The 23418-nt window shown below is 72.3% G+C and carries 18 protein-coding genes; 5 read left to right on the forward strand and 13 right to left on the reverse strand.

The window, feature by feature from the left end; genetic code table 11:
* Positions 1 to 1012: 1012 nt before the first annotated feature.
* The 5 genes from ACH442_RS07865 to ACH442_RS07885 form a co-directional block, all read right to left on the reverse strand.
* Complete coding sequence (locus ACH442_RS07865) at positions 1013 to 2017, reverse strand: RecX family transcriptional regulator (RefSeq protein WP_396337182.1); 1005 nt, start codon at positions 2015 to 2017, stop codon at positions 1013 to 1015.
* 14 nt (positions 2018 to 2031) lie between these two features.
* Entirely contained in the window at positions 2032 to 3078 is a 1047-nt protein-coding gene (gene recA, locus ACH442_RS07870) for a recombinase RecA (RefSeq protein WP_396337183.1), read from the reverse strand.
* Positions 3079 to 3255: 177 nt separating this feature from the next.
* On the reverse strand, positions 3256 to 3456 hold the full coding sequence (locus ACH442_RS07875) for a DUF3046 domain-containing protein (protein ID WP_396337184.1): 201 nt from the start codon (positions 3454 to 3456) through the stop codon (positions 3256 to 3258).
* A gap of 142 nt (positions 3457 to 3598) precedes the next feature.
* Entirely contained in the window at positions 3599 to 4264 is a 666-nt protein-coding gene (locus tag ACH442_RS07880) for a UdgX family uracil-DNA binding protein (protein ID WP_396337185.1), read from the reverse strand.
* A 58-nt stretch (positions 4265 to 4322) separates the two neighbouring features.
* Positions 4323 to 5666: an aminotransferase class I/II-fold pyridoxal phosphate-dependent enzyme gene (locus ACH442_RS07885; protein ID WP_396337186.1), complete on the reverse strand. Its 1344-nt coding sequence runs from the start codon at positions 5664 to 5666 to the stop codon at positions 4323 to 4325.
* A 64-nt stretch (positions 5667 to 5730) separates the two neighbouring features.
* Here ACH442_RS07885 and ACH442_RS07890 point away from each other — a divergent pair, with 64 nt between their 5' ends.
* Both ACH442_RS07890 and leuE read left to right on the forward strand, forming a co-directional pair.
* A complete protein-coding gene (locus ACH442_RS07890; RefSeq protein ID WP_396337187.1) occupies positions 5731 to 6972 on the forward strand; it encodes a bifunctional pyridoxamine 5'-phosphate oxidase family protein/GNAT family N-acetyltransferase in 1242 nt (413 codons plus the stop codon).
* 22 nt (positions 6973 to 6994) lie between these two features.
* Positions 6995 to 7648 carry a leucine efflux protein LeuE gene (gene leuE, locus ACH442_RS07895; protein ID WP_396337188.1) on the forward strand — a complete coding sequence of 218 codons (654 nt, stop codon included), beginning with the start codon at positions 6995 to 6997 and terminating at the stop codon, positions 7646 to 7648.
* Between the two features lie 165 nt (positions 7649 to 7813).
* Here the strand turns inward: leuE and ACH442_RS07900 are convergent, their stop codons facing one another.
* Complete coding sequence (locus ACH442_RS07900; RefSeq protein ID WP_396337189.1) at positions 7814 to 10144, reverse strand: protein kinase; 2331 nt, start codon at positions 10142 to 10144, stop codon at positions 7814 to 7816.
* Between the two features lie 175 nt (positions 10145 to 10319).
* Here ACH442_RS07900 and ACH442_RS07905 point away from each other — a divergent pair, with 175 nt between their 5' ends.
* Positions 10320 to 14963, forward strand: a complete 4644-nt coding sequence (locus ACH442_RS07905) for an ATP-dependent helicase (protein WP_396337190.1) — start codon at positions 10320 to 10322, stop codon at positions 14961 to 14963.
* Positions 14964 to 15158: 195 nt separating this feature from the next.
* Here ACH442_RS07905 and ACH442_RS07910 read toward each other — a convergent pair whose 3' ends face one another.
* A complete protein-coding gene (locus tag ACH442_RS07910; RefSeq protein ID WP_396337191.1) occupies positions 15159 to 16085 on the reverse strand; it encodes an LLM class F420-dependent oxidoreductase in 927 nt (308 codons plus the stop codon).
* Between the two features lie 71 nt (positions 16086 to 16156).
* Here ACH442_RS07910 and ACH442_RS07915 point away from each other — a divergent pair, with 71 nt between their 5' ends.
* On the forward strand, positions 16157 to 16948 hold the full coding sequence (locus ACH442_RS07915) for an S-adenosyl-l-methionine hydroxide adenosyltransferase family protein (protein ID WP_396337192.1): 792 nt from the start codon (positions 16157 to 16159) through the stop codon (positions 16946 to 16948).
* 473 nt (positions 16949 to 17421) lie between these two features.
* Positions 17422 to 18297: a DNA-formamidopyrimidine glycosylase family protein gene (locus tag ACH442_RS07920; protein ID WP_396337193.1), complete on the forward strand. Its 876-nt coding sequence runs from the start codon at positions 17422 to 17424 to the stop codon at positions 18295 to 18297.
* On the opposite strand, the gene ACH442_RS07925 is transcribed toward ACH442_RS07920, so the two are convergent.
* The 6 genes from ACH442_RS07925 to rimO form a co-directional block, all read right to left on the reverse strand.
* A complete protein-coding gene (locus tag ACH442_RS07925) occupies positions 18242 to 19045 on the reverse strand; it encodes a hypothetical protein (protein ID WP_396337194.1) in 804 nt (267 codons plus the stop codon). The genes ACH442_RS07920 and ACH442_RS07925 overlap by 56 nt on opposite strands.
* A gap of 13 nt (positions 19046 to 19058) precedes the next feature.
* The gene (locus ACH442_RS07930; RefSeq protein ID WP_396337592.1) at positions 19059 to 19925 is read right to left on the reverse strand and encodes a PspA/IM30 family protein; all 867 of its coding nucleotides are present in this window, start codon (positions 19923 to 19925) and stop codon (positions 19059 to 19061) included.
* 270 nt (positions 19926 to 20195) lie between these two features.
* Positions 20196 to 20594, reverse strand: a complete 399-nt coding sequence (locus ACH442_RS07935) for a helix-turn-helix domain-containing protein (protein ID WP_396337195.1) — start codon at positions 20592 to 20594, stop codon at positions 20196 to 20198.
* Positions 20595 to 20754: 160 nt separating this feature from the next.
* On the reverse strand, positions 20755 to 21240 hold the full coding sequence (locus tag ACH442_RS07940; RefSeq protein WP_396337593.1) for a CinA family protein: 486 nt from the start codon (positions 21238 to 21240) through the stop codon (positions 20755 to 20757).
* Between the two features lie 111 nt (positions 21241 to 21351).
* The gene (gene pgsA / locus ACH442_RS07945; protein WP_396337196.1) at positions 21352 to 21945 is read right to left on the reverse strand and encodes a CDP-diacylglycerol--glycerol-3-phosphate 3-phosphatidyltransferase; all 594 of its coding nucleotides are present in this window, start codon (positions 21943 to 21945) and stop codon (positions 21352 to 21354) included.
* Entirely contained in the window at positions 21942 to 23399 is a 1458-nt protein-coding gene (gene rimO / locus ACH442_RS07950) for a 30S ribosomal protein S12 methylthiotransferase RimO (RefSeq protein WP_396337197.1), read from the reverse strand. Before rimO ends, pgsA begins: the two co-directional genes overlap by 4 nt.
* Positions 23400 to 23418: the final 19 nt, after the last annotated feature.

Raw genomic sequence — 23418 nt, forward strand, 5'->3', positions numbered from 1 at the left:
CCTCGACCTTTGATCGGCCGGCCCTGCGGAGGTCCGCCTGGCTGGTCGGTGGAGGCCGATCCGCTCTGCCCGGTCCGAAGCCTGCCTGGTCGGTGCTCGACGGATCGCGACCCCGGCCGGTGCCGTGAGTTCCGCGGCTACCGATGGCGTCACTCGCCGTTCTGCACCCTTGCAACCTTGCGATTTTGCGGCCCACTGTTGACGGAGGGTGACAATGCCTTAGGCGATCTGTCGGTCGTCAAGGCCCCGTCGCGGCCCGCATCGGGTCGGTTGCTGATGGCATCGGATCAGAGTGTGTGGAGTTGTGGGGTCGACCGCTGTTATGTATCACCGCCCTGCCGCGCGGTCAGCGGTAGGCGACGTCTGCGGCATCCGGCGGCGGGCGAACCCGTCAAGTGATGCCGTAATGTAATGCGATCTATGTTGTGTGTGTTGCTTGCGATGGTCGAGCAAACCTTGTGTAACGCGAGGCTAGGTCGCAAGTACCGCTTCGGTCAAGGACTCATGATTCGGCAGCGGATAGGACGTAGGGCACAGACCCGCTTACGCCCAGCTCACGATAACGCCCGGATATTTCCGACGTGCCGTAACATCGGGCACTTCTGGAGCCGGCCCCCAAGCCACTGTTTCGCGCCCCGGGCGGCGGGCGGCGGGTCCACCGAGCGTGATGATCACCGGGTTTACCGACGGCAATTCGGAGGTTCTCCGCGAAGCCGGGTGGACCGGCTCAGATCAGGACTATACCGGCCTGAAGGCTTGCGAACGTGACCAAAGCCACCGTGCCGATGGGCTCGCCGCGGCCCGGCATCGGGTGCCCGGGGTCGCGGACGCAGTGGCGGGCGCCGGCTTGGCCGGGTCCGAGAGGATCGGGATCGGTTTCGTTCCGCTCACGGGCACTTGTTACGAAGCGCAACCATGGACAATCTTTGCTCATACGGGTGGGAACGTGCACATAGCCCGGGTGAGTGAAGTGTGGTCGGGTTCGCGTCATCGACCGGGGCTCCACGCGCTCTCAGGAGAGCGGGTCAGACTGATCGGCCAGCGCGTCGGCATCCACGTTGTCGGCGAACTCGGCGGCCTCCGCGTCGCGGGCGGCCAGAGCGTCCTTCACCGCACGGATGGCGATGCCGGCCGGATAGCCCTTACGGGCGAGCATGGCGACGAGCCGCCGGAAGACCGCCTCCGGGGTGCCGGTCGCGGTGCGCAGCTTGCGGTCGACGAGAGCCCGGGCGGTCTCCGCCTCCGACTCGTCGTCCACGGACTCCAGAGCCTCGCTTGCCACCTCGGCGTCCACCCCGCGCTGCCGCAGCTCGTTGGCGAGCGCACGGCGGGCGAGACCGCGACCGTGATGCCGGCTGGACACCCAGGCCCGGGCGAACGCCGCGTCGTCGATGATGCCGACCTCGTCATACCGGTCCAGGACCTCGGCGATGACCTCCTCGGAGATCTCCTTGCGGGTCAGCGCCCTGACCAGCTCGGCCCGGGTGCGTGGACGGGCCGCCAGCTGGCGCAGGCAGATCTCCCGCGCGCGCTCGGACTCGGTCTGCCGGGGTTGCGCCGATCTTGCCGGCCCGTCGCCGGAGCCGCCTCGGCCGGCTGCCCTGTTCGGCTCGCCTGGTCCGCCGGCCTCGCTCCGTTCGCCGGCCTCGCGCGGTTTGCTTGCCCCGCTCGGTCCGCTTCTCCAGCTCGGTCCGCTTCTCCCGCTGGGTCCGCTCGGTTCGCCGGGCTCGCTCGGTTCGCCGGGCTCGCTCGGTTCGCCGGGCTCGCTCGGTTCGCCGGGCTCGCTCGGTTCGCCGGGCTCGCTCGGTTCGCTCGAGGAACCGATCGTCTGCCACAGGCCCTCGTCGTCGGCTCCGAGACGGCGGCGGTGCGCGGACGCACCGCGCCGGCCGAAACCGCGCCGGGGCTCTCCCCGGGCAGAATCGCCCGGGGAGCCCTCATCCGGCCCGTCGGCGCCGGCCCGGGGCGGGATGGCATCCCACCCGCGCCCGGACCGCGCACCACGTCGCCCGGCCATCGCGATCTACCGGATCAGAAGTCGACCGGCGGGAGCTCGGGGCCACCGGCGGCGTCCCCGGTGGTCTGCCCGACGCCGAGCTTCTCCAGGATCTTCTTCTCGATCTCGGCAGCGACGTCCGGGTTCTCCTTGAGGAACTCGCGCGCCTTCTCCTTGCCCTGGCCGAGCTGATCGCCGTCATACGTGTACCAGGCGCCGGACTTGCGGATGATGCTCTGCTCGACGCCGACGTCGATCAGCGAACCCTCGCGCGAGATGCCCTTGCCGTACATGATGTCGAACTCGGCCTGCTTGAACGGCGCCGCGACCTTGTTCTTCACGACCTTGACCCGGGTGCGGTTACCGACGACGTCGGTGCCGTCCTTCAGGGCCTCGATGCGGCGGATGTCGAGCCGGACCGACGCGTAGAACTTCAGCGCGCGACCGCCGGTCGTCGTCTCCGGCGAGCCGAACATGACGCCGATCTTCTCGCGGAGCTGGTTGATGAAGATCGCGGTCGTGCCGGTGTTGCTGAGCACGCCGGTGATCTTCCGCAGGGCCTGGCTCATCAGCCGGGCCTGCAGACCGACGTGGCTGTCGCCCATCTCGCCCTCGATCTCGGCACGCGGCACCAGCGCGGCGACCGAGTCGATGACGATGACGTCGAGCGCGCCGGAGCGGATCAGCATGTCCGCGATCTCCAGTGCCTGCTCACCGGTGTCCGGCTGGGAGACCAGCAGCGCGTCGGTGTCGACGCCGAGCGCCTGGGCGTAGACCGGGTCGAGCGCGTGCTCGGCGTCGATGAACGCCGCGGTGCCGCCGGCCTTCTGCGCGTTGGCCACCGCGTGCAGCGCGACCGTGGTCTTACCGCTGGACTCCGGCCCGTAGACCTCGATGACCCGGCCACGCGGCAGGCCGCCGACGCCGAGTGCCACGTCGAGCGCGATGGAGCTGGTCGGGATGACGGCGGTCTGCACGACCGGCCGCTCTCCGAGCCGCATCACCGAGCCCTTGCCGAACTGCTTGTCGATCTGTGCCAGCGCCAGTTCGAGCGCCTTTTCCCGGTCCGGTCCTGCCGCCATTGCCGCCACCCCTGTATTCGACTTCGCGTTCTTCGCCACGGCCGACACGGTATGCGGTGGGTATGACAAAAATCCTCCGCCCTACCGAGCGCTGTGGATGGCCGAGCCGCTGTGGACAATAGCCGAACACTTGTACGACATCGAGCGACACGCCAGAACAAGCGTACGAAAAATGGCTCAGCGCAGCCGGGACGGCACCCGATCGGGGTATGCGGTCACCACGGCACGCCAGATGGTAACCGTTTCGACACCCTGAGCAATGGCCTCGTCGATGGTGCGACCGCCCAGCTCGGTGAAGGCGTGATCGGCCGCGATACTGCGGGCATAGGCCGCTCCGAACGCCTGTTCAAGGCGCCCCCAGAAGTCCGTCAATCGCACGCCACGAGCGTACCCACGCGGTCGTGGGCCGACTCCTTCCGCCAAGGCGGGCAGAATCCTTTTGTGACGTGCGGCACTCTGCGCTGAGGGCACCGATCGGACACGATCGGATGACCGAAGACCGCCCTTTCCGCGGCCGAACTCAGCCCGCGACCGCCGCCGCAGCGATCTTCAGGTCGTCGACCAGGCCCTGATAGGCGATGTCCCGGTTGTCCGCCCGCAGCACCGCCGACGGATGGATCGTGGCCAGCGCCCTGATCCCGGCGACCGGGAAGTCCTCCGGATGCTCGGCCGAAGCCGGCCAGGGCATCAGCTGACCGCGGGACCGGTTCACCCGGAACGACGGCCCCAGCAGCGCCTTGCCCGCGGTCGCACCGAGGATCACCACCAGCTCCGGGTTGAGCAGCGAGAACTCGGCGACCAGCCAGGGCCGGCAGGCGGTGATGTGCGCCGGGCCGGGCGACTGGTGGATCCGCCTCGAGCCGCGCAGCTCAAAACGGAAGTGCTTCACGGAGTTCGTGATGTACAGATCGGACGGGTCGATTCCGGCATCGTCCACGGCGTCACGCAGCAGACGGCCGGCCGGCCCGACGAACGGCAGACCCTTCTGGTCCTCGATGTCACCGGGCTGCTCGCCGACAAAGACGATCCTCGCGTTCGGAGCGCCCCGGCCGAAGACCGTCTGCGTCGCGTGCTCGTGCAGCTCACAGCCGTGGCAACCGGCAGCGGCCTGCTTGAGCTCGTCGATGCTGTGCGGTCGCGGCGGCACCCACTGCTGCGCGCCGGGCGGCGCTTCGATCCTCGGCATCCCTCCGTTCTACCCGTGGTGGGCGAGGTCACGCCGACGGGCCCACCCGTCCGGGGGATCACCGCATCACAGTGCCGGCGACCGGACGGGCCGCTGCCACCACCGCCTCGGCCAGAGCGGGAAGATCCGGCCCGTCCAGCGGGCCGATCGTGATCCGGACGCCGGGCGGCGAGGCGACCCGGAACCGGGCACCGGGCGCCACCGCGTAACCCGCGTCACGCAGCACGGCGACCGCGTGGGTCTCGTCCGGCACCGGCACCCAGACGTTGATGCCGGCCGCGCCCGACGCCGTGACCCCCCGCTCGCGGAGCAGGCCGATCAGGGCGGCACGACGAATCCCGTACGACCGGGCGGCCTCGCGGATCCACCCGGTGGCCTCGGCGTCCCGCCAGAGCTGCAGCAACAGCCGCTGGGAGAGCGTCGACACCCAGCCCGTGCCGATCCGCATCCGGCCGGCGACCCGGGCCACCGACGTCTCGTCGCCGGCCAGCACGGCGATGCGCAGATCGGGACCGAACGGTTTCGACGCCGACCGGACGAAGGCCCACCGCCGGGTCACCGGGCCGATCACGTGCGGCGGCTCGACGGCCAGCTCGGCGGCATGATCATCCTCCACCAGCAGGACCTCGGGATGCTCGGCGAGCAGGTCACGCAGCTCGCCGGATCGCACGGCACCGACCACGGCACCGGTCGGATTCTGCGCGCGCACGGTGATCATCACGGCGCGGGCGCCGGCGTGCAGGGCGGCGGCGAGCGAGGCCGGCGACGGCCCGTGATCATCCATCTCCACGGGCAGCACCCGCATGCCCAGCGCGGCGATCAGATCCAACAGGTTCGCCCAGCCGGGATCCTCGACGGCAACCGCGTCACCCGGCCGCAGATGCGCGGTGAGCAGACGCTCGACGGAGTCGAGCGTGCTGCCGGTGACCGTGATTGCCGCCTGTTCCACCGGGACGCCGTCGGCGAGCAGCCGGGCGCGCGCCGCCTCGACCAGCTCCGGCATGGTCACCGCGGACGTGTAGCCCTGCGGCGGCCCGATGCTCTCGGCGATCGCGCGAAGAGCCGGCCCCAGCGGCGGCAGAAGTCGCAGATCGGGCTCACCGGAAGAAAGATCGAGGACGTTTTCCGGTACGGCGAGGCGCAGCGCCGACCGTGACAACTCCACCGGGGGCCGGGCCCGGACCCGGGTGCCACGACGGCCCTCGGTCTCCACGACCCCGCGTTGTCGCAGCTCCTGATATGCCTTGGCGACCGTGGCGGGGCTGACGTGCAGCGTGCCGGCGAGCACCCGCACCGGCGGCAGCGCGGCGCCGAAGATCCAGTCGCCCCGCACGACGCCCGCCTCGATGCTCGCCGAAATCTCGGCGGCGGTGCCCCCGCTGACCTGATATTGTTCTGCCACAGCGCCAATTCTGTACTAGTACAAGCTCCGCCGCAACGGAACCAGCGCCACCGGGGAGGCCCTGATGACCGATGTCTACGCCGCTACCGACCGCACCACCGCGACACGCAACCGGGATCGGATGCACTACGAGCGCGACAAGGCACACGCCATTCTCGACGAGGCGTTCGACTGCTCGGTCGGCTTCGTGGTGGACGGCGAGCCCCGGGTGCTGCCGACCCTGCACGTCCGCGTCGGCGACACGCTCTATCTGCACGGCTCCACCGGCGGCCGGATGGCGCTGGCCGCCCGCGGTGACGGCATCCCGGTCTGCGTCAGCGTGACGTTGCTCGACGGCCTGGTCTACGGGCGCTCCCAGTTCCACCACAGCGCCAACTACCGTTCGGTGGTCGCCCTCGGCGTCGCCCGGCCGGTCACCGACCCGGCGGAGAAGGCCGAGGCCATGCACGCGCTGGTGGAGAAGACGGGCGCTGGCCGCACCGCGGAGAGCCGCCCGCCGACGAAGCAGGAGATGGCACAGACCAGCGTGCTGGCGCTGCCCCTGGTCGAGGTGTCGGTGCGGGCCCGCTCCGGCGGGGTGGCGGACGACGAGGCCGACCTCGGGCTGGCGCACTGGGCCGGGGTGCTGCCGATCCGCCGGGTCGCCGGCCCGCCCGAGACCGCGCCGGGCGTCCCGGTGCCGCCCCCGGCCTACCTGCCCGGCAACCCGGCGACCGACTGGCAGACCCCGGTCCGGCTGGAGGGCCGGCACGTCCGGCTCGAGCCGCTGTCCCCCGCACACGCGCCGGCGATGTTCGAGGCACTGGACGACGAGGAGGTCTGGCGGCACATCCCGATGCCGCGGGCCCGCACCGTGGAGGACATCGCGGCGGACATCGCCGAGGTGATCCGCGGGCAGTGGCGGGGTGACCGTTCCGGCTGGGCCCAGGTCGATCCGGTGACCGGCACGGTGATGGGCATGACCACCTTCCACGACGTCGATCCGAGCCGGCGCTCGGTCGGGATCGGGCACACCATGCTGGGTCGCAAGTGGTGGCGTTCCGGGGTCAACACCGAGGCGAAGCTGCTGCTGCTGGAGCGGGCGTTCGACGTTCTCGGCGCGGCCAAGGTCTTCTGGTACACCGACATTCGCAACGAGCGGTCGCAGCGCGCGATCGCCCGGCTGGGCGCGAGCCGGGACGGGGTGATCCGCAGGCAGCGGCTACGGTCCGACGGCAGCTGGCGCGACACCGTAGTCTTCGCGATGACGGCGGACGAATGGCCGGCCGCAGCTCAGCGCCTGCGTGACCGGCTCGCCGCGGGCTGATCGGGCGGGGAAGGCGTGACTCGTGCTGGGCATCACTGACTTCTGGACGTACGTGCTCGGGGTGGTCGCCATCATCCTGCTGCCCGGGCCCAATTCGATCTTCGTGCTCTCGGTCGGGGCCCGGCGCGGTGTGCGCGCGGGCTATACGGCCGCGGGCGGCGTGTTCCTCGGCGACACGGTCCTGATGGTCCTGGCCGCGACCGGCATGGCCTCGCTGCTCGGCGCCTATCCGCCGCTGTTCCTCGTGGTGAAGTATGCGGGCGCCGCCTACCTGGCCTGGGTCGGCTTCACCATCCTGCGCGGCGCCTGGAGCCGGTGGCGCAGCCGCGGCGAGGCGGCCGCCGCCGCGGTCGAGGAGACACCGGCCGAGATGCAGCGGCCGTTCCGGCGGGCGCTGGTGATCAGCCTGCTGAACCCGAAGGCGATCCTGTTCTTCGTCTCGTTCTTCATCCAGTTCGTCCAGCCGGGATATGCGCATCCCGCGCTGTCGTTCCTGGCGCTCGGCGCGGTCGTGCAGTTCTTCAGCGCGCTGTACCTGACGGCGCTGATCTTCGGGGGCCGGTTCCTGGCCGGGCAGTTCCAGCGGCGGCGCCGGCTGGCGGCCGGGGCGGCCACCGGGGTGGGCGCGCTGTTCGTGGGCTTCAGCATCAAGTTGGCGACCGCCGGCCTGAGCTGATCTCCGTGCTCCCGCCGCGGGCAGGGGCACCACCGGGCCGAGCGGCGCGGGACCGAGCGGCGCGGGACCGAGCGGCGCGGGACCGGGTCGGGGCTGGGCCAGGCACGCGGGGTCGGGCTGGGCCGGGGCTGAGCCGAACGTGGGCTGGGCTGGCGTTGGGCCGGGTCAGCCGGCGAGGGGGCTGGTCGGTGGGGTGTTGGTGTAGAAAGTGGCGCGGACCATTTCGATCTTGCTGAGTTCGGTGGCCCAGGTGGCTTCCGGAGTGGCCCAACCCAGGGCGTAAGCGTGGTCGCCGGCGGCGAACCACCTGGTGGTGGCCCGGCGGAGCACTCCGGCGGCGGTGCGGTAGCGGTAGTCCCAGTCGGCCGCGTCGTGCAGGAGAGCCACCGGGGAGATCGCGATCGGCGTGTAGTCGCGGACACGGCCGGGCTGCTTCAGACGGCCTTCCTCCGCGCGGCAACCCTCCTGCGGGTCGGTTCCGGCGGGGCGGGCGACGTCGAGGCTGAGTACCCGGGCGCCGCGCGGGTCGCGGAAGCAGTAGGTGGTGCCGATCCGCTGGTAGGACCAGCCGTCCGGGACCGGGATGTGGAAACCGGTGCCGTCGGTGAAGTAGGACCAGCCGGTCTGCAACTCCCAGCCGTTGACGCCGCGGGCGGCGCCGCCCTTCGGGGCAACCGGGACGCGGGACGGCGGGCGCACGTCGCACACGACCGGGGAGAAGCCGGCCGTCAGCGGCGACGCAGCGGACGGTGACGCCGGGGACGAGGGTCCGCGGGAGGACGGCGACGCCGGGGACGAGGGTCCGCGGGAGGGCGGCGACAGGGACGGGGATGTTCGGGCGGGAGACGCCGGGGAGGGAGATCCTCGGGACGGGGACGACGCGACGGGTGCCGACGGGGTCGGGGATTCGACCGCGGGCGGCGCCGAGTTCTCGCGGATGATCAGGTGGATGCTGAGGAGGCCGCCGCCCACCAGTACGGCCGCCAGCAGGCCGGCGATGATCAGGCGGGCGCGACCGTGGTTCGCCGGGCGGGGGCGGCGGGTCCAGCGGCGGGGCGGCGGCTGGTTCGGATGCAGCGGGCCGGACACCGGAGGGCGCGGCGACGGGATCCCGCGGAGCAGCACCTGGTTGCCCCGGCGCGCCGACGGGCTGGTCGCGGGACGGCCCGCGGCGGCCGGCGCACGATTCGGGCGCGGTGTCGGCGCGCCGGGGTCATTCGGGCGAGGCCTCGGCGAGCCGGGGTCATTCGGGCGAGGCCTCGGTGGGCCGGGGTCATTCGAGCGAGGCCTCGGCGAGCTGGGGCGGTCGGGGCCGCGGTTGCTACCGGACGCGCCGCGTTCACCGGCGGAGGGCGCGCCGGCCCAGCTCAGCGCCCCGACGGTGAACGTGCCTTCGATGTAGCGGCTCCGGACCAGGGAGTCGTCAGTGCGACCGTCCGCCGGGGAACGCCACCACTCGTCGGAGTCCTCGGCCACCTCCGGTTGCGCGCCACGAGTGACGAAGCCCGCTCCGGCGTGAGCAGCCCCACGGCCAGGGCCGGCATCCGCGTTGCCGGGGACGGGGAGGGCCGAGATCGCAGGGCCCGCGTACGGCACCGGTAGAGCGACCGCCAACGACTGATCAGAGTCGGTCAGATTGGGAGTGTCGAGCTCGGCCTGACTCTCCCCCAGCGGCTCGGTGTTCTCCGTGGTCGGCTCGGCGGCCGGCGGACCGGCGCCCGCGCTCCGGGACGCCCCGCCCGGCTCCTCCCCCAGCACCCGCCGTAGCTGCCGTTCGGCTTCCTCGGCGCTCAGTCGCGCTCCCGGGTCGTACCGGAGAAGCCCTTCCAGGATCGGCGCGAGCGGCCCGGCCCGGAGCGCCGGATCAGGGGGTTCGGTCGCCAGGGCGGCGAGGGTCGCCATCGCGCTGTCCCGGGCGTACGGCGATTGCCCTTCGACCGTGGCGTACAGCGTCGCGCCGAACGACCACAGGTCGGACTCCCGGGTGGAGGCACCGTCCCGGGCGCGCTCGGGTGACACGTACTGCGGAGACCCGACGATCAGACCGGGGGTGGTGATCATGCCGTCGTCGACGAACGTGGCCAGGCCGAAATCGGTCAGCAGCACGCGACCGTCGGAGCCGATCAGCACGTTGTGCGGTTTGACGTCGCGGTGCAGCACCCCGGCGTCGTGGGCCGCGGTCAGCGCGTCGAGGACGGCCAGGCCGATCCGGGCCGCTTCGGCCGGCGGGTACGGCCCCTTGCTGGTCAGCACCTGGTACAGCGATCGGGACGCGACGTATTCCATCACGATCCAGGACAGACCTTCGGCGTGCACCACGTCGTAGACCCGGACCACGTGCGGATGCGTCAGCCGGGCCGCGCTGCGGGCCTCGCGCAGCGTCCGGCTGTGCAGCCGGTCCTTCTCGGCGTCGGACATCCAGTCGGGCGGGACGATCTCCTTGATCGCGACGTCCCGATCCAGCATCTGGTCGCGGGCCAGCCAGACCCGACCCATTCCTCCTGCGCCGACCGGTTCCAGAAGACGGTACCGGCCTGCGACGAGCATCTGCCTGACCGCCATCGGCAACCACCCATCACGTCGGACACCAGGATAATCACGGACAGACCACCCGTGGAATGACGATCACCCGGGCCCTGCGTGCGGGTTTTTGTCGTACCCACGGGGAAGGATGGACGGCGTGCGAGAGGTGCTGAAGAAATTCGGTCCGGCCACCCGGGAGTGGTTCACGGCCGCGTTCGCCGCGCCCACCGCCGCTCAGGAGGGCGCGTGGCAGGCGATCGGGGCCGGTCGTCATGCGCTCGTGGTCGCCCCCACCGGCTCCGGCAAGACGCTGGCCGCCTTCCTCTGGTCGCTCGACAAGCTGGCTCGCGAGCCGGTGCCGGAGCAGGTCCGGCGCCGATGCCGGGTGCTCTACGTGAGCCCGTTGAAAGCGCTGGCCGTCGACGTGGAGCGCAACCTGCGCGCGCCGCTGACCGGCATCCGGCAGGCGGCGGGCCGGCTCGGGTTGCCCCCGCCGGAGATCACTGTCGGGATGCGGACCGGTGACACGCCCGCCGACGAGCGACGGGGTTTCGCCCGCACTCCGCCGGACATTCTGATCACCACGCCGGAGTCACTGTTCCTGCTGCTCACGTCCGCGGCGCGGGAGTCACTGCGGGGCGTCGAGACGGTGATCATCGACGAGGTGCACGCGGTCGCGGCGACCAAGCGCGGCGCTCATCTGGCGCTCTCCCTGGAGCGGCTGGACGCGCTGCTGGAGCGCCCCGCGCAGCGCATCGGGCTGTCCGCGACCGTGCGGCCGATCGAGGAGACCGCGCGGTTCCTCGGCGGCTCCCAGCACGTGGAGATCGTCCGGCCGCCGAGCGCGAAGACGATCGAGGTCACCGTCCAGGTCCCGGTCGAGGACATGACCCGGCTCGACGAGTCCCCGGCCGACGACGATCTGGAGGGCAGCCGGCACACGCCGTCGATCTGGCCGGCCGTCGAGGAGCGGGTCCTCGACCTGATCGGGGCACACCGGTCGACGATCGTCTTCACCAACTCGCGGCGCGGAGCCGAGCGGCTCTGCGCCCGTCTCAACGAACTCTCCGCGGAGCGAGAAGAGCAACGTCACAACCCGATGGGGGGTACGGAGGAGCAACGCCCCGGGTCGGACACGGCGGACGGCGAGCAGGACACCGGGCGTACGCCCCATCGGGTCGTCAAAGAGGGAAACGGCGCGGGCGGCATGCCCTCGGCGATCATGGCCCAGTCCGCGGCAGCGACCGGAGCGCCTCCGGTCGTCGCGCGGGCGCACCACGGCAGCGTCTCCCGTGAGGAGCGCAAGCAGATCGAGGAGGCGCTGAAGTCGGGCCGGCTGCCGGCCGTCGTCGCCACCTCCAGCCTGGAGCTCGGCATCGACATGGGCGCGGTCGACCTGGTCGTGCAGATCGAGGCACCGCCCACGGTCGCGGCCGGGCTGCAGCGGATCGGCCGGGCCGGGCACCAGGTCGGTGCGGTGTCGCGTGGGGTGGTGTTCCCGAAACACCGCGGTGACCTGTTGTCCTGCGCCGTCGTCGCGGAGCGGATGAGCGAGGGCGCGATCGAGGAGTTGCGATATCCACGCAATCCGCTCGACGTGCTGGCCCAGCAGGTCGTCGCGATGGTCGCGCTGGACGAGTGGCCGGTCGACGAGCTGGCCGCGCTCGTCCGGCGGTCCGCGCCCTTCGCCGAGCTGCCCGAGTCGGCGCTGCACGCGGTGCTGGACATGCTCTCCGGGCGCTATCCGTCGACCGCGTTCGCCGAGCTGCGGCCACGGCTGGTCTGGGATCGCGGCACCGATCTGCTCACCGGGCGTCCGGGCGCGCAGCGGCTGGCGGTCACCAGCGGCGGGACGATCCCCGATCGGGGCATGTTCGGCGTGTTCCTGGCCGGGTCGGAGCGGGCCTCGCGGGTCGGTGAGCTGGACGAGGAGATGGTCTACGAGTCCCGGGTGGGTGACGTCTTCCTGCTCGGCTCGACGTCGTGGCGGATCGAGGACATCACGCCCGACCGGGTGCTGGTCTCCCCCGCTCCCGGCGCTCCGGCGCGGATGCCGTTCTGGAAGGGCGATTCCCCGGGCCGGCCGATCGAGCTGGGCCGGGCGATCGGGGCGCGGCTGCGCTCGCTGGCCAAGGCCGGCGACGAGAAGGCGACGTCGGCGCTGCGCGAGTCCGGGCTGGACGAGTGGGCCGCCGGCAACCTGGTGAAGTATCTGCGCGAGCAGCGCGAGTCGACCCGCCATCTGCCCGACGACCGGACGATCGTGGTCGAACGGTTCCGCGACGAGCTGGGCGACTGGCGGATGACCGTGCACTGTGTGCTCGGCGCCAAGGTCAACGCGCCGTGGGCGCTGGCGATCGGGAGGCGGCTCAGCGAGCGGTACGGGGTGGACGGCCAGGTCATGCCCTCCGACGACGGCATCGTGATCCGCCTGCCGGACACCGCGGAGGAGCCGCCCGGCGCCGACCTGGTCGCCTTCGACCCGGAGGAGATCGCCCAGATCGTCGAGGAGTCGGTGGGCACGTCCGCGCTGTTCGCGTCCCGGTTCCGGGAGTGCGCGGCCCGCTCGTTGCTGTTGCCGCGCCGCGATCCACGCCGGCGCCAGCCGCTCTGGCAGCAGCGGCAGCGTTCCGCCCAGCTGCTCGACGTGGCCCGCGAGTTCGCCGACTTCCCGGTCACCCTGGAAGCGGCCCGCGAGTGCCTGCAGGACGTGTTCGACGTGCCCGGCCTGACCGGGCTGATGCGCGAGATCGGCGGCCGCAAGGTGCGCCTGGTCGAGACCGAGACCCCGCGTCCTTCGCCATTCGCACGATCACTGCTTTTCGGCTATGTGGGCGCTTTCCTGTACGAGGGCGACGCACCCCTGGCCGAGCGCCGCGCCGCCGCGCTGGCTCTGGACGCGACCCTGCTCGGCGAGCTCCTCGGCCGGGTCGACCTGCGTGAGCTGCTCGACCCGGCGGTGGTCACCGAGACCGAGGCGCAACTGCAGTGGCGCACCACGCAGCGCACCCCGCGGGACGCCGAGGACGCCGCCGAGCTGCTCCGGCTGCTCGGCGACCTCTCCGCGGCCGAGCTGGCCGAGCGCGGGGTCCCGGTCGAGTGGGCCGAGCAGCTGGAGTCGGCGCGGCGGGCGGTCCGGATCCGGGTCGCCGGTCAGGAACGCTGGATCGGTATCGACGACGCCGGGCGCTACCGGGACGCGCTCGGCGTGGCGCTGCCGGTCGGCATCCCCGAGGCCTATCTGGAGCCGGTCGCGGATCCGCTCGGTGACCTGGTCGCGCGCTACGCCCGGACGCACGGGCCGTTCCTCGCGGCGACCTGCGCGGCCCGGTTCGGGCTGGGCGTCTTCGTGGTCGAGCAGGCCCTCAAGCGGCTGAGCGCGACCGGCCGGGTCACGTCCGGTGAGTTCTCGCCCGACGGCGCGGGCACCGAGTGGTGCGACGCCGAGGTGCTGCGCATGCTGCGGCGGCGTTCCCTCGCGGCGCTGCGCCGGGAGATCGAACCGGTGTCGCCGAAAGCGCTGGCCGCGTTCCTGCCCCGCTGGCACCAGGTCGGCGGCAACGCCCGCGGCGTGGACGCGCTGGCCGCCACGCTCGAACAGGTGCAGGGCCTGGCCGTGCCGGCCTCGGCGTGGGAGCGGCTGGTGCTGCCGGCCCGGGTCGCCGACTACACGCCACCGCTGCTCGACGAGCTCTGCGGGAGCGGCGAGGTGCTGTGGGCCGGCTCCGGGTCGATCGCCGGCGGCGACGGGTGGGTGACGCTGGCCTACGCCGACAGTGCGCCGTTGCTGCTCCCGCCGCCCGACGAGGAGTTCGCACTCACCCCGGCCCACCAGGCGGTGCTCGACGCGCTCGGCGACGGGCAGGCCCTCTTCTTCCGATCACTCTCGGACAGGGCGGGCTCGACCGACGACACCGACCTGGCGGCCGCGGTCTGGGACCTGGTGTGGGCCGGTCACCTGACCAACGACACGTTCGCCCCGCTGCGGGCGCTGCTCGGCGGCAGCGGCGCGCACAAGGCCAAAGCCACGCCGGCCCGCAGCCGCTACCGGCGGCCGGGCCGCCCGAACCTGCCGTCCCGGACCGGGCCGCTGAACATGGCCGGCCGCTGGTCCCGCCTGCCCGAACGGGATCTCGACCCGACCCGCCGGGCTGCCGCGCTCGCCGACCTGCTGCTGGAGCGGCACGGCGTGGTGACCCGCGGCGCGGTGATGGCGGAAGGCGTGACCGGTGGGTTCGCCGCGGTCTACCCGGTGCTCAGCGCGCTGGAGGAACGGGGAGCGGCCCGCCGGGGCTACTTCGTGGAAGGGCTCGGCGCGGCACAGTTCGCGGTGCCGGGCGCGGTCGACCGGCTACGAGCCCTGGCCGAGCCGGCCGAGCTGGCCAAACGCACCGGAGCGACAGCGCTGGTGCTGGCCGCGGCGGACCCGGCCAACCCGTACGGGGCGGCGCTGCCCTGGCCGGAACGCATCGTCGACAGCGGCGACGGCGAACCGGTCGCGAAAGCCGGGCACCGCGCCGGGCGGAAAGCGGGGGCGCTGGTCGTGCTCGTCGGCGGGGACCTGGTGCTCTACGTGGAGCGGGGCGGGCGGACGCTGCTGTCGTTCGCGGACGATCCGGAGGCACTGGTCGCGGCCGGGCAGGCGCTGGCCGCGTCGGTGCGGTCGGGGGCGCTCGGGGCGATGTCGGTGGAACGGGCGGACGGGGAGTCGGTGCACGCTTCGCCGCTGCGGGATGCGTTGCAGGCGGCCGGGTTCCGGGCTACGCCTCGGGGGCTGCGGCTTCGGGGGTAGGCAGAGGTGGTTGGTTATCCACAGTGGCGGGTTGTCCACAGGGCGCCGGAACGATCTTGTGGTTTCGCGGGACAATCGACTTGGGGGGCGCCCCTGGGACGGCGCGCATCTTCCGGAGCACTCGGGCCCCTGCGACCGCGCGCACGCAGCCGACGCCGCCGGCGGCCGCCCCGGAAGGCGACCGCCGGCAACCGCTCAGACCTTCGGCAGCACGTCCGACGCGACCAGCTCAATGTGATCGATGTCGGACAGGTCTAGCACCTGCAGGAAGAGCCGGGACGCCCCCGTCCCGGCATACCGTTTGATCGTCTCGACGACCTCGGCCGGCGTGCCGACGATCCCGCCGTTCTCCCGCATCTCCTCGACCTCCCGGCCGATCGCCGCGGCCCGGCGGCGCACCTCGGCGTCGTCGCGCCCCACGCAGAGCACGGCCGCCGCACTGAACGCGGGCGGCTCGGCGCGACCGGCGGCTGCGCTTGCCGCGCGGACCCGGTCGTACTGCGCGGGAATGTCTTCGATCTTGGCGAACGGCACGTTGAACTCGGCGGCGAAGCGCGCGGCCAGGTCCGGCGTGCGCTTCTTGCCGTGTCCGCCGATGATCACGGGCAGCGGCGACTGCACCGGCTTGGGCAGCGCCGGCGAGTCACTGAGCTGGTAGAACTTGCCGTCGAAGTCGAAGGTCGAGCCCTCCGGCGTCTTCCACAGCCCGGTGATGATCTCCAGCTGTTCCTCGAGCCGGTCGAAGCGTTCGCCGAGGGCCGGGAACGGAATGCCGTACGCCTGGTGCTCGGTGTCGAACCAGCCGCCGCCGAGACCGAATTCGATCCGGCCGCCGCTGATCGCGTCGACCTGGGCGACCGCGATCGCCAGCGGGCCGGGCAGCCGGAACGTCGCGGAGCTGACCAGCGTGCCGAGCCGGATCCGGGAGGTCTGCACGGCCAGCGCGGCCAGGGTGATCCAGGCGTCGCTCGGCCCGGGCAGGCCTGCGCCGTCGCCCATCCGGACGTAGTGGTCGGAGCGGAAGAAACCGTCGAAGCCGCCGTCCTCGGCAGCCTTGGCGACCCGCAGCAGGTCATCGTGGCTGGCACCCTGCTGGGGTTCGGTGAAGATCACAAGACGCATGACCACAACCCTGCCAGATGCGCGGCGCGCCCGGTCCGCATCAACCGGCGACTGCCAGTAACGTCGCCTGCATGCCCGGTTATGGATGGATCAGTTTCACCACGGACTACGGCACGTTCGACGGTTTCGTCGCGGCCTGCCACGGGTCGATCGCCCGCATCGCGCCGGAGGTCCGCGTGATCGACGTCACCCATCATGTGCCGCCGGCCGACGTGACGCGGGGCGCCGCCGTGCTGGCGCAGACCGCGCCGTTCCTGCCCGCGTCGGTGCACCTCGCGGTCGTCGACCCCGGCGTCGGCACCGCCCGGCGCGGTGTGGTGCTGACCACGCCCGCCGGGCTGCTCGTCGGCCCGGACAACGGTCTGCTGATCTGGGCCGCCGAGGCGCTCGGTGGGATCACGTCGGCGCACGAGCTGACCAACAAGGACTGGACGCTCGGCGACGTGTCCCGGACGTTCCACGGGCGCGACGTGTTCGCCCCGGCCGCCGCGAAGCTCGCCGCGGGCGCGCAGGCCTCCGACGCCGGTCCGGCCGTCGAGCCGGCCTCGCTGGTCCGCCTGCCCGACCCGGTGACCAGCATCGGTGACGGCTGGGTGGAGGCGGAGGTGCTGACCGTCGACCGTTTCGGCAACGTGCAGCTGGCCGCCGACGGCACGATGCTCACCGGGCTCGGCTCCGAGCTGACCGTCAACGGCACGGTCCGCGCCCGCCGCGGCGCCACGTTCGCCGACGTCGGCGCCGGTGAGCTGCTCGTCTACACCGACTCGGCCGACCGCGTCGCGATCGCCGTCAACAACGGGCGCGCGGTCGTCGTCCTCTCGGTCGTGCCCGGCGACATCGTCCGCATCGCCGAGCGCCGCTGACCTCCAAGATCTTCAAACCCTTCTTCCCGTACGCCGGGAGAATCCGCCCGTGGCTCCCCGGCGCGCCGCCCCAGCCTCAGAACGAGCCGAAACCGCGACGCGCGCATGCGGCCCAGAAGCGGGCCGCAACGCCGTGCCCGGGCTCGGCCGGCGCCCGGGCTCGGCCGGCGCCCGGGCTCGGCCGGCGCCCGGGCTCGGCCGGCACTGGGCTCGGCCGGCACTGAGAGGTCCTTTCAACGACCTCGAGGCATCCCTCGGAACCGGCTGACGGCGTGACGCGCGCGGGCCGGCGGGAGGCGCGGCGTGGCGTCGGGCCCGCGACCGCGAGGCCGCGCCGGCGGGACGATGAACAGCGTGGCCGGCCTGGCCGGGGGCGACCTGTTCGCGCTGCTCGACGGTGGGGGCGCGGCCCGCCGATCACCCGAATGCGCGGCGAGGCATGGACTACCCGGAACCGGGGCAGGATGGGGGTCATGCCGGAAGGGGACACCGTTTGGAACACCGCCCGCGTGGTCGAGCGGGCGCTGACCGGTCACGTCCTGACCGGTTCGGACTTCCGGGTGCCGCGGCTCGCCACCGCGGACCTGAGCGGCTGGACCGTGGCCGAGTCGGCCAGCCGGGGGAAGCACCTGCTGCTCCGGCTGACCCGGGACGGCCAGGAGCCGCTCACGCTGCACTCCCACCTGCGGATGGAGGGCGCGTGGCGGACCTATGCGCCCGGTGAGCGGTGGACCGGGCGGCCCGCCCACCTGATCCGGGTCGTGCTGCGCAGCGCTCGGGCGGTCGCGGTCGGCTATCACCTGCACGATCTGGAACTCGTGCCGACGGCCGAGGAGGAGCGCCTGGTCGGGCATCTCGGGCCGGATCTGCTGGGCGCCGACTGGGACCCGGCCGAGGCCGTGCGGCGGATCGCGGCGCAGCCGGCGGCGACGATCTCCGACGCGCTGCTCGACCAGCGGAATCTGGCCGGGGTGGGGAACCTGTACCGGGCGGAGACGCTGTTCCTGCGCGGGCTGTGGCCGTGGACGAAAGTGGCCGCTGTGGCCGACCTGACCGGGGCCGTGGAGCTGGCGCAGCGGCTGGTGGCGTCGAACCGGGGACGGTGGACGCAGACGACGACGGGGTCGCTGCGGCGTGGGGAGACCAGCTACGTCTACGGCCGGCGGGCGCAACCGTGCCGGCGCTGCGGCACGGCGATCCGGAAGGCCGAGAAGTCACCGCTGCTGAGCGGCACGGCACCGCGGAGCCGACCGGCCGGGCGCATCGGGGAGAAGGCCGAACTGGAGGACCGCATCACGTACTGGTGCCCGCGCTGCCAGCCGGAGCCTGCCGCGACGGCGACGACGTGAACCGAGCCGTCCGGTCGCGCAGCTCGGCGAGCCCCTCGGCGATGCCGCGCAGCCGCTCGGCCGCCTCGACCAGCCCGAAATACGCCGGGTGGCGGCTGTCGGCGACCGGGTGCCCGTCCTCCGCCACGTAGCTCGCGGCGGCGGCCACCAGTTCCTCGAAGGCCGCCACGCCCTCGACGAACTGCTCGGCCAGCGCGGCGTGCGACTGCTCCAGGGTGACCCGCTGGGTGGACGGGGCGAGTGGGACGGCCCGCTCGACGCTGGCCACCCGCTGGCCCAGATCACGCAGCCACTGCTCGGCCGTGGCCGCCTCCAGCGCCGCGGTCTCGCCGGCCCCGTCGAGGCGCCCGGCCAGGCCGAGCATGGTGGCCGAGGCACGGTCGAGCCGGTCCCACGCCTCCGCGATCACCGAGCCGCGCAGGGCGTACCGATTCTTCTGGCGGCGGACCTCGTTCAGCACCGTGCGGCCGACCTGGGAACGTTCCAGGGCCGCGGCGAACCGCGGGCCGGGCAGCGTCGGCGCCGGGGCGGGCTGGGCGTCGAGCTCGCGGTAGTCACGCCACCGCCAGCGGGCCAGGACCACCGAGGCGCCGGCCCCGGCGGCCCAGGCCGCGTCGGCGATGCCGATTCCCGAGTACGGCACGAGCACCGCAGCCGCCGCCGTCAGCCCGCCGCCCAGCACGCTCCATCGGCGTGCTGAGCCGCGAAGCCGCTTCAGCCGGCGGAAGTACTTACCGCGCTCGTCCATGAGCCCCGTCCGATCAGCCGGCGGCGGTGGTGTCGCCGCGCTTCTGGTTCATGCTGGCGCGGATCTCGTCGAGCCGCGCGACCCCGGCCGCGTCGGCGGCCGTCGTGGTGCTGTCCTGCTGGCCGACGGCGGGCTGCGCGGCGGCGCCACCCAGCTTCTCCCCCGCCATGCTGGCCCGGATCTGCTCCAGCCGGGACGAACCGGCCAGGTCCAGGCTGGACTTCTGGACCTCGAGCATGCGGCCCTCGACCGAGTTGGAAGCGAGCTCGGCCCGGCCCATCGCGTTCGCGTAGCGCTGCTCGATCTTGTCGCGGACCTGGTCCAGCGACGGGGTGTTGCCCGGCGCGGCCAGCTGCGACATCGACTCCAGCGACTTGGCCACGGTTTCCTGCATCTTGGCCTGCTCCAGCTGGCTGAGCAGGCGGGACCGCTCGGCGATGCGCTGCTGCAGCACCATCGCGTTGTTCTCGACCGCCTTGCGGGCCTGGCCGGCGGCGCCGAGCGCCTGGTCGTGGAGGGTCTTCAGGTCCTCCATCGACTGCTCGCCGGAGACCAGCTGGGTGGCGAGCGTCTGCGCGGTCTGCTCATACTTCCCGGCCTCGGCCTCGTCGCCGGCGGCGCGGGCCCGGTCGGCCAGCACCAGCGCCTGACGGGCCATGCCCTGCAGCTTCTCGACCTCGGACATCTGCCGGGACAGCTTCATCTCCAGCTGCCGCTGGTTGCCGATGACGGCGGCGGCCTGCTGGACGAGGGCCTGGTGCTGTCGCTGGGCGTCCTCGATGGCCTGCTGGATCTGCACCTTCGGGTCGGCGTACTCGTCGATCTTCGCGCCGAAGAGCGCCATCATGTAATGCCAGCCCTTGACGAACGGGTTCGCCATCTCGCGGTATCCCCTCAGTGTCGCTCGGTCGGTGGCGTCATGGCCGAGACGGGGTCTCGTCACCGACGCGAAACCATCGTGTCAGCCCGACGCCAGCGGCGTCACGTGACCTACGGGGGATCTCAGGGTCACCCCTAGCGACGAGCCTGACCACGAGGCTACGCCCCCTGAGGGACACGTGCGACACACGGAACGGGCCGAGCAGCACAAAGCCGGGCACGTCAAGGAGACTGCCCGGCTTTCGGCGGAAATCAGGGGTGCGACGAATACTTATGCCGCGTAGATCACGTCTCGCTTCTTGTTGCGGGTCGCGTGCAGGGTCGCCTTCAGCGGGGACTCCTGGCGCACCGAGACCGACACGCTGCCGTCCGTCGCGACCTGACGCGCGGGCTCGCCGGTCTTGTCGTCGACCGGGACGAGCACACCCTCCATGTTCTCCGCCAGGGACAGCGTGCTGCTGACCTCGCCGAGAAGCTCGGAGAGACGGGCGCCGAGCGCGTCGCAGATGGCCGCGAGCAACTCGCTGGAGGCCTCTTTCTGGCCTCGCTCGATCTCGGACAGATAACCCAGGCTGACGTTCGCGGCGGTCGACACCTCGCGCAGCGTGCGGTGCTGTCCCTGCCGGCGCGCACGAAGTGCGTCGCCGATAACCCGGCGTAGCAGGACCATGGCACCTCCTCCTGCGGGCGGGGCCGCCGGCAACACGCCGGAGGCTTCCCGCAACCGTACCTGCCGCGAGCGACGGCGACATCCCGCCCCGCCGAATTCCTCGGCGGGGCGGCCCGCGGCGTATCCGGACAACGAGCCCGGCCGGAAAGGTATTCCCAGTTCAGGCCGGAGCCGGGGTCTCGCGCAGCACCTCGGTCAACAGAGACAGGACGGCCGTCACACTTTCGGTGCGGATGGCGGCCCGATTTCCGCCGAGTTTCAATTCCTCCACACGGGTGCCATCGGGGCCCGCGACCGCGACGTAGACCAGGCCGACCGGCTTGCCGTCCTGCGGCTCGGGGCCGGCGACACCGGTTGTGGCCAGGCCCCAATCCGCGCCGCAGCGGTCCCGGGCGCCCTCGGCCAGTTTCGCGGCGACGTCCGGGTCCACCGGGCCGCGCTCCTCGAGCAATTCCCCCGGTACGCCGGCGAGCGTCCCCTTGAGCTCGGTCGCGTAGACCACCAGCCCGCCGCGGTAGACCGCGCTCACCCCGGGAATCTCCACGATCGTCGCGGCCACCAGCCCACCGGTCAGCGACTCCGCGGTCGCCAGCGTCTGGTGGCGTTCGACCAGGACGTGCACCGCCGCAGCGGCAGCCACCGCCATCTCCACCGGATCCTCCTCCGACGCACTCGCCGTCAGTCGTAAGAACCCGGCAGGCATGCCCGCTCTGCCGGAGTTCATGCACCGGGCGGCATCCGGGTGGAGCCGCGGGACTCAAACGTTGCGGGCGGACCGCCGCAGTCGCAGCGCCTCGAGCACGTAGTCGAAGCCGGTGACCACGGTGACGACGAGCGCCGCATACATCACCCAGGTACCGACCGCGTCGAACGGCTCCGGCACGGGCCACAGATACCAGGCGATGGCCAGGGTCTGCAGCCCGGTCTTGAGCTTGCCACCCCGGGAGGCCGGGATCACCCCGTAACGGATCACCCAGAACCGCAGGCCGGTGATGCCCCACTCGCGGATCAGGATCGCCAGCGTGATCCACCAGGGCAGCACGTCGTACGCGGAGAGCAGGACCAGGGCGGTGCCGGTCAGGGCCTTGTCGGCGATCGGGTCGGCGATCTTGCCGAACGACGTGACCAGCTGCCACTTGCGGGCGATCCAGCCGTCCACGAAGTCGGTCGCCGAGGCCACGCAGAACGCCAGGCACGCGCCGACCCGCCAGTCGTGGTCGGTCATCTGCGAGGTGACCACCATGGCGAGGAAGACCGGGACGAGGACGAGCCGGACCACGGTCAGCGCGTTGGCCGCGTTGTAGAGCGACACCACGCGTGGTGCAGCCACCGGAACCGGCTCGTCGGTCACCGGTCGACCTGCGCCGCGGAGATCATCTCGGTGGGAACGGCGACCAGGTCGACCCCCTCGGTGCCGGTGACGCGGGCGCGGACCAGGTCACCCGGGCGCAGAGCGGCCAGGTCGACACCCCGCTCACCGGCGACGAGCGTGGTGGAGCCGTCGACCTCGGGCGCCTGGTGCTCGGCGCGGCCCTCGATCTCGCCGTCCTCGATCGTGTCGACCAGTACCTCGACGATGCTGCCGAGCCGGTCCTCGGCGCGCTGGGCGCAGAGCTCCTCGGCCAGGGCGACGATCTTGTCGTAGCGCCGCTTGATCGTCTCGGGCTTGACCTTCCCGGTCAGGCCGGCCGCCTCGGTGCCGTCCTCGTCGCTGTAGTCGAAGATGCCGATCGCGTCGAGCCGGGCCTCGGTCAGGAAGCGGGCCAGCTCGTCCACGTCCTGCCGGGTCTCGCCGGGGAAGCCGACGATGAAGTTGCTGCGGGCGCCGGCCTCGGGCGACAGCTTGCGGGCCGAGTCGAGCAGCTCCAGGAAGCGCTCGGTGGAGCCGAAACGGCGCATCCGCCGCAGCACCGGCTCACTGGAGTGCTGGAAGCTCAGGTCGAAGTAGGCCGCGACGCCGGGCGTGTTCGCGATCGCCTCGACCAGGCCGGGGCGGGTCTCGGCGGGCTGCAGGTAGCTCGCGCGCACCCGCACGATCCCGTCCACCGCCGCGAGCTGCGGGAGCAGTTTCTCCAGCAGGCGGGGGTCACCCAGATCTTTCCCGTACGACGTGGAGTTCTCACTCACCAGCACCAGCTCGCGCACGCCGGTCTTGGCCAGCCACTCCGCCTCGGCCAGCAGCTCCTGCGGGTTACGGGAGACGAACGCGCCCCGGAACGCCGGAATGGCGCAGAACGCGCAGCGCCGGTCACAGCCGCTGGCCAGCTTGAGCGAGGCGACCGGGCCGGAGTCGAGCCGCCGGCGCAACACCTTGCGCAGGTGCGCCGGGGTGTGCTCGTCGACCGTGGCGTGGCCGGGCACGACCACCTTGGCGGCGTGCCGCTGGACCGGGGTGATCGGGAGCAGCTCACGCCTGTCCCGCGGGGTGTGGGCGTCGTGCTTCTCGCCGGCCAGCACACCGTTCAGCCGGGCGGCGATGTCGGTGTAGTCGTCGAAGCCGAGCACCGCGTCGGCCTCGGGCAGGTTCTCCGCGAGCTCCTTGCCGTAACGCTCGGCCATGCAGCCGGCGGCGACGACCTTGGCGCCGGTGTCGGAGGCGGCGAGCAGGGTGTCGATCGAGTCCTGCTTCGCCTTCTCCACGAAGCCGCAGGTGTTGACGAGCACCACGTCGGCCTTGGCCGCGTCGGTGCCCACCTCCCAGCCCTCGGCGTCGAGGCGGGCGGCGAGCTCTTCCGAGTCGACCTCGTTACGGGCACAGCCCAGCGTGAGGAGCGCGACACGGCGAGAAGGAGGAGTTACAGACACCCGCCCAGGTTACCGGGCC

It is taken from the genome of Actinoplanes sp. NPDC020271 (assembly GCF_044388125.1).
Taxonomy (GTDB): Bacteria; Actinomycetota; Actinomycetes; order Mycobacteriales; family Micromonosporaceae; genus Actinoplanes.